The organism is Scandinavium sp. (assembly GCF_032012665.1).
In the GTDB taxonomy this organism is placed as follows: Bacteria; Pseudomonadota; Gammaproteobacteria; order Enterobacterales; family Enterobacteriaceae; genus Scandinavium.
In genome coordinates this window covers 72,926-86,760 of record NZ_DALZVG010000013.1, presented here as the reverse complement: position 1 = coordinate 86,760, position 13,835 = coordinate 72,926, and the positions used below count along the sequence as shown (strand labels likewise).

The window sequence follows — 13,835 nt, the reverse complement described above, 5'->3', positions numbered from 1 at the left end:
ATGAAATGAATTAATGATGAAAAAAAGGCCTTGCATTCAGCTGATGAACTGGTTTAGCTTAAAAGGCATCAAATGCATAAGCATTCAACGAGAAATTTATGACACGCGTTCAATTTAAACACCACCATCATCACCATCACCCTGACTAGTCTTTCAGGCGATGTGTGCTGGAAGACGGTTAGATCTTCCAGTGGTGCAGAACGCAAGAGAAAGCCCCCGGAAGATCGCACTTCCGGGGGCTTTTTTTTGGGCGCAGTTTTTCAGTGATTGAGACGGGATACGAGGATAAGAAAATGACAGACAAGAGCCGTTTACGCATAGCTATGCAGAAATCTGGCCGCTTAAGCGATGATTCACGCGAATTGCTGGCCCGCTGCGGCATAAAAATCAATCTGCACACCCAGCGCCTGATTGCGCTGGCAGAAAACATGCCAATCGATATTCTGCGCGTGCGTGACGACGATATCCCCGGCCTGGTGATGGATGGCGTGGTTGACCTCGGCATCATCGGTGAAAACGTGCTGGAAGAAGAGCTGCTGAGCCGCCGTGCCCAGGGTGACGATCCGCGCTATTTCACCCTGCGTCGTCTGGATTTCGGCGGCTGCCGCCTGTCGCTTGCCACCCCGGCTGACGAAGCCTGGGACGGCCCGGCTGCGCTTGACGGCAAACGTATCGCGACCTCTTATCCACACCTGCTGAAGCGCTACCTTGACCAGAAAGGTATCTCGTTCAAATCCTGTCTGCTAAACGGCTCTGTAGAAGTTGCTCCACGTGCAGGCCTGGCAGATGCCATCTGCGATCTCGTTTCTACGGGCGCAACGCTTGAAGCCAACGGCCTGCGCGAAGTTGAAGTGATTTATCGCTCCAAAGCCTGTCTGATTCAGCGCGACGGCGAGATGCCGGAAGTCAAACAGCAGCTGATCGACAAACTGCTGACTCGTATCCAGGGCGTGATCCAGGCTCGCGAATCGAAATACATCATGATGCACGCGCCAACCGAGCGCCTGGAAGAAGTCGTTGCCCTGCTACCGGGTGCCGAGCGTCCAACAATTCTGCCGTTGGCAGGCGATCAGCAGCGCGTGGCAATGCACATGGTCAGCAGCGAAACCCTGTTCTGGGAGACGATGGAAAAACTGAAAGCGCTCGGCGCGAGCTCCATTCTGGTGCTGCCGATTGAGAAGATGATGGAGTAACTCCAGGTGACGGTGCCCGGTGGCGCAGAGGCAAACCGGGCCTACGGGTCTTGCAGGCCGGATAAGCGACACGCATCCGGAAAAAGGAAAGTGATATGAGCTTCAATACCATTATCGACTGGAACAGTATCAGCCCTGAGCAGCAGCGCGATCTGCTGATGCGCCCGGCTATTTCGGCCTCAGAAAGCATCAGCAGCACCGTGGCGGAGATCCTCAACAACGTCAAAGCCAACGGCGATGCGGCACTGCGTGAATACAGTGCAAAATTTGATAAAACCGACGTTGCGGCCCTGAAAGTCAGCAAACAGGAAATCGAAGCGGCCAGCAGCCGTCTGAGTGATGAACTGAAGCAAGCAATGGCAGTCGCCGTAAAAAATGTGGAGACCTTCCACGTTGCACAGAAGCTGCAAACCGTCGACGTGGAAACGTTGCCTGGCGTGCGATGCCAGCAGGTCACGCGTCCAATTGCCTCCGTCGGCCTGTATATCCCAGGCGGCTCTGCCCCGCTATTCTCAACGGTATTAATGCTCGCGACGCCAGCGCGCATCGCGGGCTGCCAAAAAGTGGTGCTGTGCTCGCCGCCCCCCATTGCCGATGAGATCCTCTATGCGGCAAAACTGTGTGGCGTACAGGATATTTTCAACGTCGGCGGTGCACAGGCCATTGCCGCACTGGCGCTGGGCACCGAATCCGTGCCGAAAGTCGACAAAATCTTTGGCCCGGGCAACGCTTTTGTCACCGAAGCCAAACGTCAGGTCAGCCAGCGCCTTGATGGAGCCGCCATTGATATGCCAGCCGGGCCTTCGGAAGTGCTGGTCATTGCCGACAGCGGCGCAACGCCGGATTTCGTGGCTTCGGATTTACTTTCGCAGGCGGAGCACGGGCCGGATTCGCAGGTCATTTTGCTGACGCCGGATACCGATATGGCGTCCAGGGTCGCAGTCGCTGTTGAACGTCAGCTTGCTGAACTGCCTCGCGCAGAAACTGCACGCCAGGCGCTCTCTGCAAGCCGTCTGATCGTCGCCCGCGATTTAGCCCAGTGCGTGGCAATCTCTAACCAGTACGGCCCCGAGCACCTGATCATACAAACTCGCGATGCGCGTTCGCTCGTTGATGGCATCACCAGCGCCGGCTCCGTCTTTTTAGGCGACTGGTCACCGGAATCAGCAGGTGATTACGCCTCCGGCACCAACCATGTGCTCCCGACCTACGGTTACACAGCCACCTGTTCGAGCCTCGGTCTGGCAGACTTCCAGAAACGCATGACGGTGCAGGAACTCTCAAAAGAGGGCTTTGCCGCTCTGGCTTCCACCATTGAAACGCTGGCCGCAGCAGAACGCCTGACCGCCCATAAGAACGCCGTCACCCTGCGCGTTGCCGCCCTCAAGGAGATGAAATGAGCATTGAAGAGTTAGCCCGCAAAAACGTCCGCGATCTGACGCCCTATCAGTCCGCCCGTCGTCTCGGCGGCAAAGGCGATGTCTGGCTGAACGCTAACGAATTTCCGACGGCGGTGGCGTTTGATCTTTCACAGCAAACGTTAAACCGCTATCCGGAGTGCCAGCCGAAAGCGGTAATTGAAAATTACGCGCAGTACGCAGGGCTGAAACCGGAGCAGGTGCTGGTCAGCCGTGGCGCTGATGAAGGCATCGAGCTGTTGATTCGCGCGTTTTGCGAGCCGGGTAAAGACGCCATTCTGTTCTGCCCGCCGACCTACGGCATGTACAGCGTCAGCGCCGAAACCTTTGGCGTGGAGTACCGCACCGTCCCGGCGCTGGAAAACTGGCAGCTCGATTTGCAGGCCATTAGCGACAAGCTCGACGGTGTAAAAATCGTCTATGTGTGCAGCCCGAATAACCCAACCGGGCAGATCATCAATCCGCAGGACATTCGCGTTCTGCTGGAAATGACGCGCGGCAAAGCCATTGTGGTGGCCGATGAGGCTTACATTGAGTTTTGTCCGCAGGCGACGCTTACCGGCTGGCTTGCTGAGTACCCGCATTTAGTCGTGCTGCGCACGCTCTCTAAAGCTTTTGCCCTCGCCGGGCTGCGCTGTGGTTTTACCCTGGCAAATGAAGAGGTGATTGCGTTGCTGCTGAAAGTGATTGCGCCCTACCCGCTCTCCACTCCGGTGGCCGATATTGCCGCTCAGGCGCTGAGCCCGCAGGGCATCAACGCCATGCGCGATCGCGTGGCGCAAATCCTTGAAGAGCGTCAGTACCTTGTCAGCCAGCTGCGCGAGATCCCATGCGTGGAGCAGGTTTTCGATTCGGAAACGAACTACATTCTGGCGCGAATCACCGCCTCAAGCGCGGTCTTCAAATCTCTGTGGGATCAGGGCATTATCTTGCGGGACCAGAACAAACAACCTTCCTTAAGCGGCTGCCTGCGCATCACCATCGGCACCCGCGATGAGAGTCAGCGCGTCATTGACGCCCTTCGTGCGGAGAAAGTATGACCCAGAAGTTCCTCTTTATCGATCGTGACGGCACCCTGATTAGCGAGCCGCCGAGTGATTATCAGGTTGATCGGTTCGACAAACTGGCGTTTGAGGCTGAAGTGATTCCTTCCCTGCTGAAGCTGCAAAAAGCGGGCTATAAGCTGGTGATGATCACCAACCAGGACGGACTCGGTACCGACAGTTTCCCGCAGGCGGATTTTGACGGCCCGCATAACCTGATGATGCAGGTGTTCACCTCCCAGGGCGTGACATTCGAAGACGTGCTGATTTGCCCGCACTTTGAAACGGACAACTGCGAGTGCCGCAAGCCGAAAACCAAAATGGTTGCCGCATGGCTGAACGACGGCGTAATGGATACCGCAAACAGCTACGTAATCGGCGATCGTGCAACGGACGTTACGCTTGCCGGCAACATGGGCATCACCGGCCTACGCTACAGTCGCGACGACCTCAACTGGCTGAAAATCACCGAACAGCTGACGAAACGCGACCGCTATTCGCATGTAGAGCGCAGCACGCGCGAAACACAGATCGACGTCAAGGTATGGCTCGACCGCGAAGGCGGCAGCAAAATCAACACCGGCGTCGGCTTTTTCGACCATATGCTCGATCAGATTGCCACCCATGGCGGATTCCGCATGGAAATCACCGTCAAAGGCGATCTCTATATTGACGATCACCACACGGTAGAAGATACAGGCCTTGCGCTGGGTGAAGCGCTGAAGCTGGCGCTGGGCGACAAGCGCGGCATCAACCGCTTCGGCTTTGTGCTGCCGATGGACGAGTGTCTGGCCCGCTGCGCGCTGGACATCTCCGGTCGGCCGCACCTCGAATACCGCGCAGAGTTCACCTATCAGCGCGTCGGCGACCTCAGCACCGAAATGATCGAGCACTTCTTCCGCTCGCTTTCCTACACCATGGGCGTGACGCTGCACCTGAAAACGAAAGGCAAAAACGATCATCACCGTGTGGAAAGCCTGTTCAAAGCCTTTGGCCGCACCTTACGCCAGGCGATCCGCGTCGAGGGCGACACGCTTCCTTCCTCGAAAGGAGTGCTGTGATGAACGTCGTTATCCTTGATACCGGCTGCGCGAACCTTAACTCGGTGAAATCAGCCATTACCCGTCACGGTTATGAACCTGAGGTGAGTCGTGATCCGGATGTTGTGCTGCGCGCCGATAAACTTTTTCTGCCCGGCGTCGGCACGGCTCAGGCAGCAATGGATCAAATTCGCGAGCGCGAATTGATCGACCTGATCAAAGCCTGCACTCAGCCAGTGCTGGGGATTTGCCTCGGCATGCAGCTGTTGGCGCGCCGCAGTGATGAATCAAACGGCGTCGATATGCTCAACATCATTGAACAGGACGTGCCGAAAATGACCGATTTCGGCCTGCCGTTGCCGCACATGGGCTGGAACCGCGTCTATCCAAAAGCGGGAGACCGCCTGTTCCGCGGCATTGAAGATGGCGCATATTTTTATTTCGTGCACAGCTATGCAATGCCGGTTAATCCATGGACGATCGCCCAGTGCAACTATGGCGAACCGTTCACTGCCGCAGTGCAGAAAGATAATTTCTTTGGCGTGCAGTTTCATCCGGAGCGCTCCGGCGCCGCTGGCGCGCAGCTGCTGAAAAACTTCCTGGAGATGTGATGATCATTCCGGCATTAGATTTAATTGACGGCACCGTTGTCCGTCTTCACCAGGGCGATTATGGCCAGCAGCGCGACTACGGTAACGATCCGCTGCCGCGCCTGCAGGAATACGCCGCGCAGGGCGCACAGATATTGCACCTCGTTGACCTCACGGGTGCGAAAGATCCGGCAAAGCGTCAGATCTCACTGCTCAAAAGTCTTGCTGCAGGCGTTGACGTTCCGGTGCAGGTTGGCGGGGGAATTCGCACTGAAGAAGACGTAGCTGCGTTGTTGGATGCGGGCGTGGCTCGCGTGGTGATCGGCTCGACCGCCGTGAAGTCGCCCGAAATCGTCAAAGGCTGGTTTGAGCGCTTCGGCGCGGAAAAGCTGGTGCTGGCGCTCGATGTGCGCATTGATGAGCAAGGGACAAAGCAGGTTGCGGTCAGCGGATGGCAGGAAAACTCCGGCGTGACGCTGGAAGAGCTGGTCGAAATTTATCTTACGGTGGGCCTGCAGCACGTGCTTTGTACCGACATTTCCCGTGACGGCACCCTCGCGGGTTCAAACGTATCGCTGTACGACGAAGTTTGCGCCCGCTATCCGCAGGTTGCGTTTCAGTCCTCCGGCGGCATCGGCGATTTAAACGATATTGCCGCCCTGCGCGGGACCGGCGTGCGCGGCGTGATTGTCGGACGCGCGCTGCTGGAAGGAAAATTCAACGTAACGGAGGCTATCGAATGCTGGCAAAACGGATAATACCTTGCCTGGACGTGCGTGATGGTCAGGTGGTGAAAGGCGTTCAGTTCCGCAACCACGAAATCATCGGCGATATCGTCCCGCTGGCGAAACGCTATGCCGAGGAAGGCGCAGACGAGCTGGTGTTCTATGACATTACCGCCTCCAGCGATGGCCGTGTTGTCGACAAAAGCTGGGTATCGCGCGTAGCAGAAGTCATTGATATTCCTTTCTGCGTGGCGGGTGGGATTAAGTCTGTTGACGACGCAGCAAAAATCCTCTCTTTCGGCGCCGACAAAATCTCGGTTAACTCCCCTGCCCTGGCCGAACCTGAACTGATTACCAGGCTTGCCGATCGCTTTGGCGTACAGTGCATCGTCGTGGGAATTGATACCTGGTTCGATGCAGAAAGCGGGAAGTATCACGTAAACCAATATACCGGCGACGAAAGCCGCACCCGGGTGACAAAGTGGGAAACCCTTGACTGGGTGCAGGAAGTACAAAAGCGTGGCGCGGGTGAAATAGTACTGAACATGATGAACCAGGACGGCGTGCGTAACGGCTACGATCTGGCGCAGCTGAAAAAAGTGCGCGAAGTCTGTCATGTCCCTCTGATTGCGTCCGGCGGCGCAGGCACGATGGAGCACTTCCTCGAGGCCTTCCGTGATGCAGACGTTGATGGCGCACTGGCCGCCTCCGTCTTCCACAAGCAAATCATTAATATTGGCGAATTAAAAGCGTACCTGGCGGCTCAGGGCGTGGAGATCAGAGTATGACGGAACAACTGGACTGGGAAAAAACCAACGGACTGATGCCTGCTATCGTACAACACGCGGTATCTGGTGAAGTTCTGATGCTGGGCTATATGAATCAGGAGGCGCTGGCGAAAACGCAGGAGAGCGGCAAAGTGACCTTTTACTCCCGCACTAAGCAGCGCTTATGGACCAAAGGGGAAACTTCCGGCAACTTTCTGAACGTCGTGAGTATCACCCCGGACTGCGATAACGACACGCTGCTGGTGCTGGTCAATCCCATTGGCCCGACCTGCCACAAAGGCACCTCAAGCTGCTTCGGCGAAACCGCTCACCAGTGGCTGTTCCTGTATCAGTTGGAACAGCTTCTGGCAGCCCGTAAAACGGCCGATCCTGCCAGTTCCTACACGGCGAAGCTATATGCCAGTGGGACTAAACGCATCGCGCAAAAAGTGGGTGAGGAAGGCGTGGAAACAGCTTTAGCGGCAACGGTTAACGATCGTCATGAGCTGACTAATGAAGCATCTGACCTTATGTATCACCTGCTGGTACTGCTCCAGGATCAGGAGCTGGATTTGACCACGGTGATTGAGAACCTGCGTAAGCGTCATCAATAGCTTTCAACAGATGTAAAAAAACCGGGCTCAGCTGATGCCCGGTTTTTTATTGCCAGCGCTGTCTTATGCTTTCGGCTGATAGTTACGCAGTGCGTTGCGGCCCAGCACGATGCCAGCGCCCACCATACCGCCCAGCAGCACGGAAAGGACAAGGATAATCGCACGTTTCGGGCTGTCACGACGGATCGGCAGCGTTGGTTTCATAACGTAGCGATAGGCATGAATATTTGACACCTTTGGTTCATCGTCTTTACCGCCGCTCATCAGATTTTCCACATCCAGCAGCGTCTGACGCGTCTGGTAGTAGCTGTCCGGGAAAGTCAGCGGGCGCGTCGCTTCGTTTTTCACCATTGCGCTCAGCGCATCACTGCCCAGCATAAACATGGTGTCCTGTGAAACCTGATCGGCCTGCTGAACCTGCGGCAGCTTGATTTTAGATTGCTCAGCGATGGTTAACGCCTGGCTAATCTGGGCAATACGCAGCGCTTTTTGCTCCGTCGCCACTTTTTCCTGAGTGGTCAGCGACTGCTCCAGATCGTTCTTACGGGAGCCAATGTTGGATTTGAGGTCGCCCTCAACGGCTTTGGCGACGTCCTCATCAACTTGTTGGATATATTTTGCCAGGGTCTGCTGTGCCTCTTCTGCCGTATGTGCGGTGTAAGACACGCGTAGTGGAAGACTCTGCCCCTTAACGGCTGTCTCAATGTTCAGCTTCTCAGGCTCTTCCTGGTTGTCAAGGTTCTCGGAAAGTGCGGAGAATGAGGAGTTGAAACGGGTGATAAAATCCTGCTGGATCGCCCCAATCGACGGCGCGCTGTTGCCATAAAGAATATTCATGGCATTGGCGTAGCTTGAAACCATCCCTGAATCAGGCTGTGTGACCAGTGCTGTGGAGGTCCATTTCTCCTTAGCAACCATGATGTAACCCACGGCAAGCAAAATGGCGACAATCACACATACGATGATGGTGACCTTCCCACGCCAAATTTGCACAATCAAATCAATAAGATCAATTTGCTCCGGCTCGCTGCTGTGACCGGTACTGCTTTTATAATTGTCCTGAGTCATACCAACCTTAACTGCATCAAAGAAAACTTCAGAAAAGCCCACAAGGCGAGATAGTCTACCTGTGTCCTTAAGAATTTCTATAAGAATAATGCCCGAACGCGACGATACTAACCGAAAAAACGGGCTACGCTAATTGTAGATAACGATTATCTTTTTGCATTCGCTAACGGTATGATTTTGCTTTCAGTTATACCAGACGCGATGTGGCGATTTTCTGGTCAGTACTTGAGGAATAATAATGAAATACCTGGTTACCGGTGCGGCCGGTTTTATCGGCTTCCACGTCAGTGAACGTCTGCTGCAGGCGGGTCATCAGGTTGTCGGGATCGATAATCTCAACGACTACTATGACGTCAATCTGAAACAAGCGCGTCTCGATCTGCTGCAAAAGCCGGGTTTCAGCTTCCATAAAATCGATCTTGCCGACCGTGATGCCATGGCAACCCTGTTTGCCAACGAGAAATTTGACCGCGTCATTCACCTTGCAGCTCAGGCTGGCGTGCGTTACTCGCTGGAAAACCCACACGCTTATGCCGATTCAAACCTGACTGGCCACTTAAACGTGCTGGAAGGCTGTCGTCATAACAAGGTTCAGCACCTGCTGTATGCTTCATCCAGCTCGGTTTACGGCCTGAATCGTAAAATGCCGTTCTCAACCGATGATTCAGTTGATCACCCGGTGTCGCTGTATGCCGCCACCAAGAAAGCCAATGAGCTGATGTCGCACACTTATGCTCACCTGTACGGTCTGCCGACCACCGGCCTGCGTTTCTTTACCGTCTATGGCCCGTGGGGCCGTCCGGACATGGCGTTGTTCAAGTTCACCAAAGCTATGCTCGAGAACAAGCCTATTGACGTCTACAACTACGGCAAGATGAAGCGTGACTTCACCTATATCGATGATATTGCAGAGGCAATTGTTCGTTTACAGGATGTGATCCCGCAGGCCGACCCGGACTGGACGGTTGAAACAGGTTCCCCGGCAACCAGCTCAGCACCGTATCGCGTCTACAACATCGGCAACAGCTCGCCGGTTGAGCTAATGGATTACATCACCGCGCTGGAAGAGGCGCTGGGCATTGAAGCAGACAAGAATATGATGCCGATTCAGCCTGGCGACGTGCTGGAAACCAGCGCCGATACGCAGCCTCTGCAAGCCGTCACTGGCTTTAAGCCGGAAACCTCAGTGAAAGACGGCGTGAAAAACTTCGTTGACTGGTATCGCAGTTTTTACAACGTCTGATCAAAAAAGCGAAAGGCCCTCACTGAGGGCCTTTTTTTATGCATCCGATAATGTATCAGTCATTGCCAAACAGATCGCGGGTATACACTTTATCCGCCACGTCATCCAGCTCTTTCGCCATACGGTTGGAGATAATGACGTCCGCTTCCTGCTTGAATGCATCCAGGTCACGCACCACGCGGGAATGGAAGAATTCATCTTCCTGCATCACGGGCTCATAGATGATGACCTGCACGCCTTTCGCCTTGATTCGCTTCATGATCCCCTGAATAGAGGAGGCGCGGAAGTTGTCCGAACCGCTCTTCATGATCAGACGATAAACGCCCACCACTTTCGGCTTACGGGAAAGAATGGAGTCCGCAACGAAGTCTTTACGCGTACGGTTGGCATCCACAATCGCGCCAATGATGTTGTTAGGCACAGATTCGTAGTTTGCCAGCAGCTGCTTGGTATCTTTCGGCAGGCAGTAACCACCGTAGCCGAAGGATGGATTGTTATAGTGATTGCCGATTCGCGGATCCAGGCACACGCCTTCGATGATCTGACGAGAGTTCAGTCCCAAACTTTCCGCATAGCTGTCCAGCTCGTTGAAGTAAGCTACGCGCAGCGCCAGGTAAGTGTTGGCAAACAGCTTAATCGCTTCTGCTTCGGTTGAATCAGTGAACAGCGTCGGGATATCTTTTTTGATCGCCCCTTCCTGCAACAGCGCGGCAAAGCGTTTTGCGCGCTCAGACTGTTCACCAATCACGATACGTGATGGATGCAGGTTGTCGTACAGCGCACGCCCTTCACGCAAAAATTCTGGCGAGAAAAAGACGTTGTCGATACCGAGACGTTCTTTAATCTCATTGGTAAAGCCAACCGGAATAGTCGACTTAATGATCATCACCGCGTTTGGATTGATTTCAGTCACATCGCGAATCACCGACTCAACGCTGGAGGTATTGAAGTAGTTGGTTTTCGGATCGTAATCGGTTGGGGTGGCAATGATGACGTAATCTGCATTGCGATAGGCATCTTCCTTGTCCGTTGTAGCGCGGAAATTCAGCGTTTTGGTCGCCAGGTACTCTTCAATCTCTTTATCGACGATCGGCGACTTCTTCTGATTAAGCATATCAACTTTGGACTGCACGATGTCCAGTGCCACCACTTCGTGGTGCTGGGCAATCAGAATGCCGTTTGAAAGGCCAACGTAGCCGGTACCGGAAATTGTAATTTTCATTAGACGCAACTTTTTTCAGTTAACGGGTAGAGATGGCGCACTCTCGCCACCACGATAATCAAAACTGTTGAGGGTTGTACCTTTTGCATTGCAGGGCTGTCAAGGCAAAGGGCCTCGATCGGTGCCTGATTGAGGCGACATTCAGACTACTTCGAATACTCGAATGCAAAAGGCCCGGAGACAAGCTCCGGGCCTTTTTTATCGCAGAGGATTAATTGAGATTAATCCAGCCACTCGGTGTGGAACACACCTTCTTTATCAGTACGCTTGTACGTGTGGGCTCCGAAGTAGTCACGCTGCGCCTGAATCAGGTTGGCAGGCAGAACTTCCGCACGGTAGCTGTCGTAGTAAGCGATAGCGGCAGAGAACGTTGGAACTGGAATACCGTTCTGCACGGCATAGGCCACGACGTCACGCAGCGCCTGCTGGTAATCATCAGCAATTTTCTTGAAGTACGGTGCCAACAACAGGTTCGCGATACCTGCATTTTCAGCATACGCATCGGTGATTTTCTGCAGGAACTGGGCACGAATGATGCAGCCTGCGCGGAAGATCTTCGCGATTTCGCCGTAGTTCAGATCCCAATTGTACTCGTTGGAAGCAGCACGCAGCTGAGAGAAGCCCTGAGCGTAGGAAACAATTTTGCCCAGATACAGGGCGCGACGCACTTTCTCAACGAACTCAGCTTTATCACCTGCAGGTTTCGCCTGAGGACCGCTCAGTACTTTAGAAGCCGCAACGCGCTGCTCTTTCAGAGAAGAAATATAACGAGCGAATACGGATTCGGTGATCAGAGACAGCGGCTCACCGAGATCGAGAGAGCTCTGGCTGGTCCACTTGCCGGTGCCTTTGTTAGCAGCTTCATCCAGAATCACATCGACCAGGTATTTACCCTCTTCATCTTTCTTGGTGAAGATATCTTTAGTGATGTCAATCAGATAGCTGTTCAGCTCGCCGTTGTTCCATTCAGTGAAGACCTGAGCCAGCTCTTCGTTAGAAAGCTTCAGGCCGCCTTTCAGCAGAGAATAAGCTTCAGCAATCAGCTGCATGTCGCCATATTCGATACCGTTGTGAACCATCTTCACATAGTGGCCCGCGCCGTCAGGACCGATATAGGTCACGCATGGCTCACCGTCTTCTGCCACAGCAGCGATTTTGGTGAGGATTGGGGCAACCAGCTCATACGCGTGCTTCTGACCGCCAGGCATAATCGATGGGCCTTTCAGTGCGCCTTCTTCACCGCCAGAAACGCCGGTACCGATGAAGTTAAAGCCTTCCGCTGAGAGTTCACGGTTACGGCGAACGGTGTCCGGGAAGTAGGAGTTGCCGCCTTCAATGATAATGTCGCCTTTATCCAGGTAAGGCTTGAGTGATTCGATGGCTTTGTCCGTGCCCTCGCCCGCCTTCACCATTAACAGGATACGGCGTGGTGTTTCCAGAGACTCGACGAACTCCTGCACCGTGTAGAAAGGAGCCAGTTTCTTGCCAGGATTTTCGGCAATCACTTCCTCAGTTTTTTCACGGGAGCGGTTGAAGATGGAGACGGTATAACCACGGCTTTCGATGTTGAGCGCCAGGTTGCGCCCCATCACTGCCATACCGACGACGCCGATCTGTTGCTTGGACATTACATACTCCTGTCAGGTGTGGTCACCGCGCAGGGTGCGCGCGGCTTGGAATGTGGGGAAGATGTTAACTCAAAATGAATCCAAGGGAACTAAAAAGAAGCCAAAGTTAACTGGAAAAAATGCGATTAGAGTATCTCTTTAACGAAAACGGGCATTTTATTGCTACCATTTCTCGATTGGATAAAAAGCTTCGCAGTATCCAAGGCTTCACGAATAGTAACATCCATATCCAGATATCGATAAGTCCCAAGCCTTCCGATAAAAGTTATATTAGTGAGCATAGACGCAAGAGTATGATATTTCACTAACATCTCTTTCTCTTTAACCATCCGAACTGGGTAATATGGAATATCACCTTCCTCACATGCACGGCTATATTCTTTATATACTATAGAATCATCGTGTTGTTCCCACGGAGAGAAATACTTATGCTCAGTTATACGAGTATAGTCCACCGAATTATCACAGTAATTCATCACTGCGCACCCTTGATAATCGCCATGATGACGCTCGGTAATAAAATCCAGCGTACGATATCCAAGGCGTCCTAGTTTATGTTCAAAGAAACCATCAATGGTACCACTGTAGAAGACATGTTCATAAAATTGTGATTCCATCATTGACTGACTGAAATCAGTGTTAATATGTAAAGTTATTTTAGGATGATCAATTAAATTTTCAAAAAGAACTTCATAACCATCTTTTGGCATGCCCTGATAGCGATGAGAGAAATAGTTATCATTATAATTAAACCGAACAGGAAGTCTTTTTAAGATGCTTGCAGGTAATTCAGTTGGAGATACTCCCCATTGTTTAATGGTATAAAATTTGAAAAACGCCTCATACAATTCCTTACCTAAGAATTTCAAAGCCTGCTCTTCAAAATTCAGAGGTTCTCCAATACTGGAATCACCCTTGCTACGAATAAAATCCTTGGCTTCATTAGGCGTGAGAGTTTTATTAAAAAATTGGTTAATGGTCAACAAATTTATAGGAAGCGAAAAAACTCTATTTCCAGTCACGGCTTTCACTCTATTTTCATAAGGCATGAAAGTGCAGAATTTATTTACATACTCCCATACCTCAGAATCATCCGTATGGAATATATGAGGCCCATAAGTATGAACCATTACATTTGTATGCTCATCTCTTTTCGAGTAGCAATTACCACCAATATGTTCACGGCTTTCATAAATAATAACATCAAATCCGTTTTCGGCCAATTCTCGAGCAATTACAGCACCAGACAACCCAGAACCAACAACCGCGATACAAGACATAAAA

14 protein-coding genes and 1 other annotated feature are annotated in these 13,835 nt (G+C 52.7%); of the genes, 10 read left to right on the top strand and 4 right to left on the bottom strand.

Features of this window, described 5'->3' with window-relative positions; translation table 11 throughout:
- Window positions 1-98 precede the first annotated feature (98 nt).
- The 9 genes from hisL (at window position 99) to hisIE (ending at window position 7,390) form a co-directional block, all read left to right on the top strand.
- Window positions 99-149 (top strand): his operon leader peptide, encoded by a 51-nt coding sequence (hisL, locus tag RTU33_RS12480; protein WP_001364200.1) that lies wholly within the window; start codon window positions 99-101, stop codon window positions 147-149.
- Window positions 125-248: a sequence feature (His leader region), on the top strand. It overlaps the preceding gene by 25 nt.
- A gap of 45 nt (window positions 249-293) precedes the next feature.
- The gene (gene hisG / locus RTU33_RS12475; RefSeq protein WP_312627753.1) at window positions 294-1,193 is read left to right on the top strand and encodes an ATP phosphoribosyltransferase; all 900 of its coding nucleotides are present in this window, start codon (window positions 294-296) and stop codon (window positions 1,191-1,193) included.
- 95 nt (window positions 1,194-1,288) lie between these two features.
- The gene (gene hisD / locus RTU33_RS12470; protein WP_312627751.1) at window positions 1,289-2,593 is read left to right on the top strand and encodes a histidinol dehydrogenase; all 1,305 of its coding nucleotides are present in this window, start codon (window positions 1,289-1,291) and stop codon (window positions 2,591-2,593) included.
- On the top strand, window positions 2,590-3,651 hold the full coding sequence (gene hisC / locus RTU33_RS12465; RefSeq protein ID WP_312627749.1) for a histidinol-phosphate transaminase: 1,062 nt from the start codon (window positions 2,590-2,592) through the stop codon (window positions 3,649-3,651). Before hisD ends, hisC begins: the two co-directional genes overlap by 4 nt.
- Window positions 3,648-4,715: a bifunctional histidinol-phosphatase/imidazoleglycerol-phosphate dehydratase HisB gene (hisB, locus tag RTU33_RS12460; RefSeq protein ID WP_312627747.1), complete on the top strand. Its 1,068-nt coding sequence runs from the start codon at window positions 3,648-3,650 to the stop codon at window positions 4,713-4,715. The genes hisC and hisB overlap by 4 nt, the downstream gene beginning before the upstream one ends.
- Window positions 4,715-5,305, top strand: a complete 591-nt coding sequence (gene hisH, locus RTU33_RS12455; RefSeq protein WP_312627745.1) for an imidazole glycerol phosphate synthase subunit HisH — start codon at window positions 4,715-4,717, stop codon at window positions 5,303-5,305. Before hisB ends, hisH begins: the two co-directional genes overlap by 1 nt.
- Entirely contained in the window at window positions 5,305-6,042 is a 738-nt protein-coding gene (gene hisA / locus RTU33_RS12450) for a 1-(5-phosphoribosyl)-5-[(5-phosphoribosylamino)methylideneamino]imidazole-4-carboxamide isomerase (protein WP_312627743.1), read from the top strand. Before hisH ends, hisA begins: the two co-directional genes overlap by 1 nt.
- The gene (gene hisF, locus RTU33_RS12445) at window positions 6,024-6,797 is read left to right on the top strand and encodes an imidazole glycerol phosphate synthase subunit HisF (protein WP_312627741.1); all 774 of its coding nucleotides are present in this window, start codon (window positions 6,024-6,026) and stop codon (window positions 6,795-6,797) included. The genes hisA and hisF overlap by 19 nt, the downstream gene beginning before the upstream one ends.
- Window positions 6,794-7,390, top strand: coding sequence for a bifunctional phosphoribosyl-AMP cyclohydrolase/phosphoribosyl-ATP diphosphatase HisIE (gene hisIE, locus RTU33_RS12440; RefSeq protein WP_312627739.1), 597 nt, complete (start codon window positions 6,794-6,796; stop codon window positions 7,388-7,390). The genes hisF and hisIE overlap by 4 nt, the downstream gene beginning before the upstream one ends.
- A 63-nt stretch (window positions 7,391-7,453) precedes the next feature.
- Here hisIE and wzzB read toward each other — a convergent pair whose 3' ends face one another.
- A complete protein-coding gene (gene wzzB / locus RTU33_RS12435; RefSeq protein ID WP_312627737.1) occupies window positions 7,454-8,458 on the bottom strand; it encodes an LPS O-antigen chain length determinant protein WzzB in 1,005 nt (334 codons plus the stop codon).
- Window positions 8,459-8,696: 238 nt separating this feature from the next.
- Here wzzB and RTU33_RS12430 point away from each other — a divergent pair, with 238 nt between their 5' ends.
- Window positions 8,697-9,701 (top strand): NAD-dependent epimerase, encoded by a 1,005-nt coding sequence (locus tag RTU33_RS12430; protein WP_312627735.1) that lies wholly within the window; start codon window positions 8,697-8,699, stop codon window positions 9,699-9,701.
- Between the two features lie 55 nt (window positions 9,702-9,756).
- On the opposite strand, the gene ugd is transcribed toward RTU33_RS12430, so the two are convergent.
- The 3 genes from ugd to glf form a co-directional block, all read right to left on the bottom strand.
- Window positions 9,757-10,923: a UDP-glucose 6-dehydrogenase gene (gene ugd, locus RTU33_RS12425; protein WP_312627733.1), complete on the bottom strand. Its 1,167-nt coding sequence runs from the start codon at window positions 10,921-10,923 to the stop codon at window positions 9,757-9,759.
- A 221-nt stretch (window positions 10,924-11,144) separates the two neighbouring features.
- The gene (gndA, locus tag RTU33_RS12420) at window positions 11,145-12,551 is read right to left on the bottom strand and encodes an NADP-dependent phosphogluconate dehydrogenase (RefSeq protein WP_312627731.1); all 1,407 of its coding nucleotides are present in this window, start codon (window positions 12,549-12,551) and stop codon (window positions 11,145-11,147) included.
- A 125-nt stretch (window positions 12,552-12,676) separates the two neighbouring features.
- A complete protein-coding gene (gene glf / locus RTU33_RS12415) occupies window positions 12,677-13,831 on the bottom strand; it encodes a UDP-galactopyranose mutase (RefSeq protein WP_312627729.1) in 1,155 nt (384 codons plus the stop codon).
- Window positions 13,832-13,835 lie beyond the last annotated feature (4 nt).

Coding starts and splice junctions, on each gene's coding strand:
- hisG (WP_312627753.1), top strand. CDS start 294: ATGACAGACAAGAGCCGTTTACGCATAGCTATGCAGAAATCTGGCCGC.
- hisD (WP_312627751.1), top strand. CDS start 1,289: ATGAGCTTCAATACCATTATCGACTGGAACAGTATCAGCCCTGAGCAG.
- hisC (WP_312627749.1), top strand. CDS start 2,590: ATGAGCATTGAAGAGTTAGCCCGCAAAAACGTCCGCGATCTGACGCCC.
- hisB (WP_312627747.1), top strand. CDS start 3,648: ATGACCCAGAAGTTCCTCTTTATCGATCGTGACGGCACCCTGATTAGC.
- hisH (WP_312627745.1), top strand. CDS start 4,715: ATGAACGTCGTTATCCTTGATACCGGCTGCGCGAACCTTAACTCGGTG.
- hisA (WP_312627743.1), top strand. CDS start 5,305: ATGATCATTCCGGCATTAGATTTAATTGACGGCACCGTTGTCCGTCTT.
- hisF (WP_312627741.1), top strand. CDS start 6,024: ATGCTGGCAAAACGGATAATACCTTGCCTGGACGTGCGTGATGGTCAG.
- hisIE (WP_312627739.1), top strand. CDS start 6,794: ATGACGGAACAACTGGACTGGGAAAAAACCAACGGACTGATGCCTGCT.
- wzzB (WP_312627737.1), bottom strand. CDS start 8,458: ATGACTCAGGACAATTATAAAAGCAGTACCGGTCACAGCAGCGAGCCG.
- RTU33_RS12430 (WP_312627735.1), top strand. CDS start 8,697: ATGAAATACCTGGTTACCGGTGCGGCCGGTTTTATCGGCTTCCACGTC.
- ugd (WP_312627733.1), bottom strand. CDS start 10,923: ATGAAAATTACAATTTCCGGTACCGGCTACGTTGGCCTTTCAAACGGC.
- gndA (WP_312627731.1), bottom strand. CDS start 12,551: ATGTCCAAGCAACAGATCGGCGTCGTCGGTATGGCAGTGATGGGGCGC.
- glf (WP_312627729.1), bottom strand. CDS start 13,831: ATGTCTTGTATCGCGGTTGTTGGTTCTGGGTTGTCTGGTGCTGTAATT.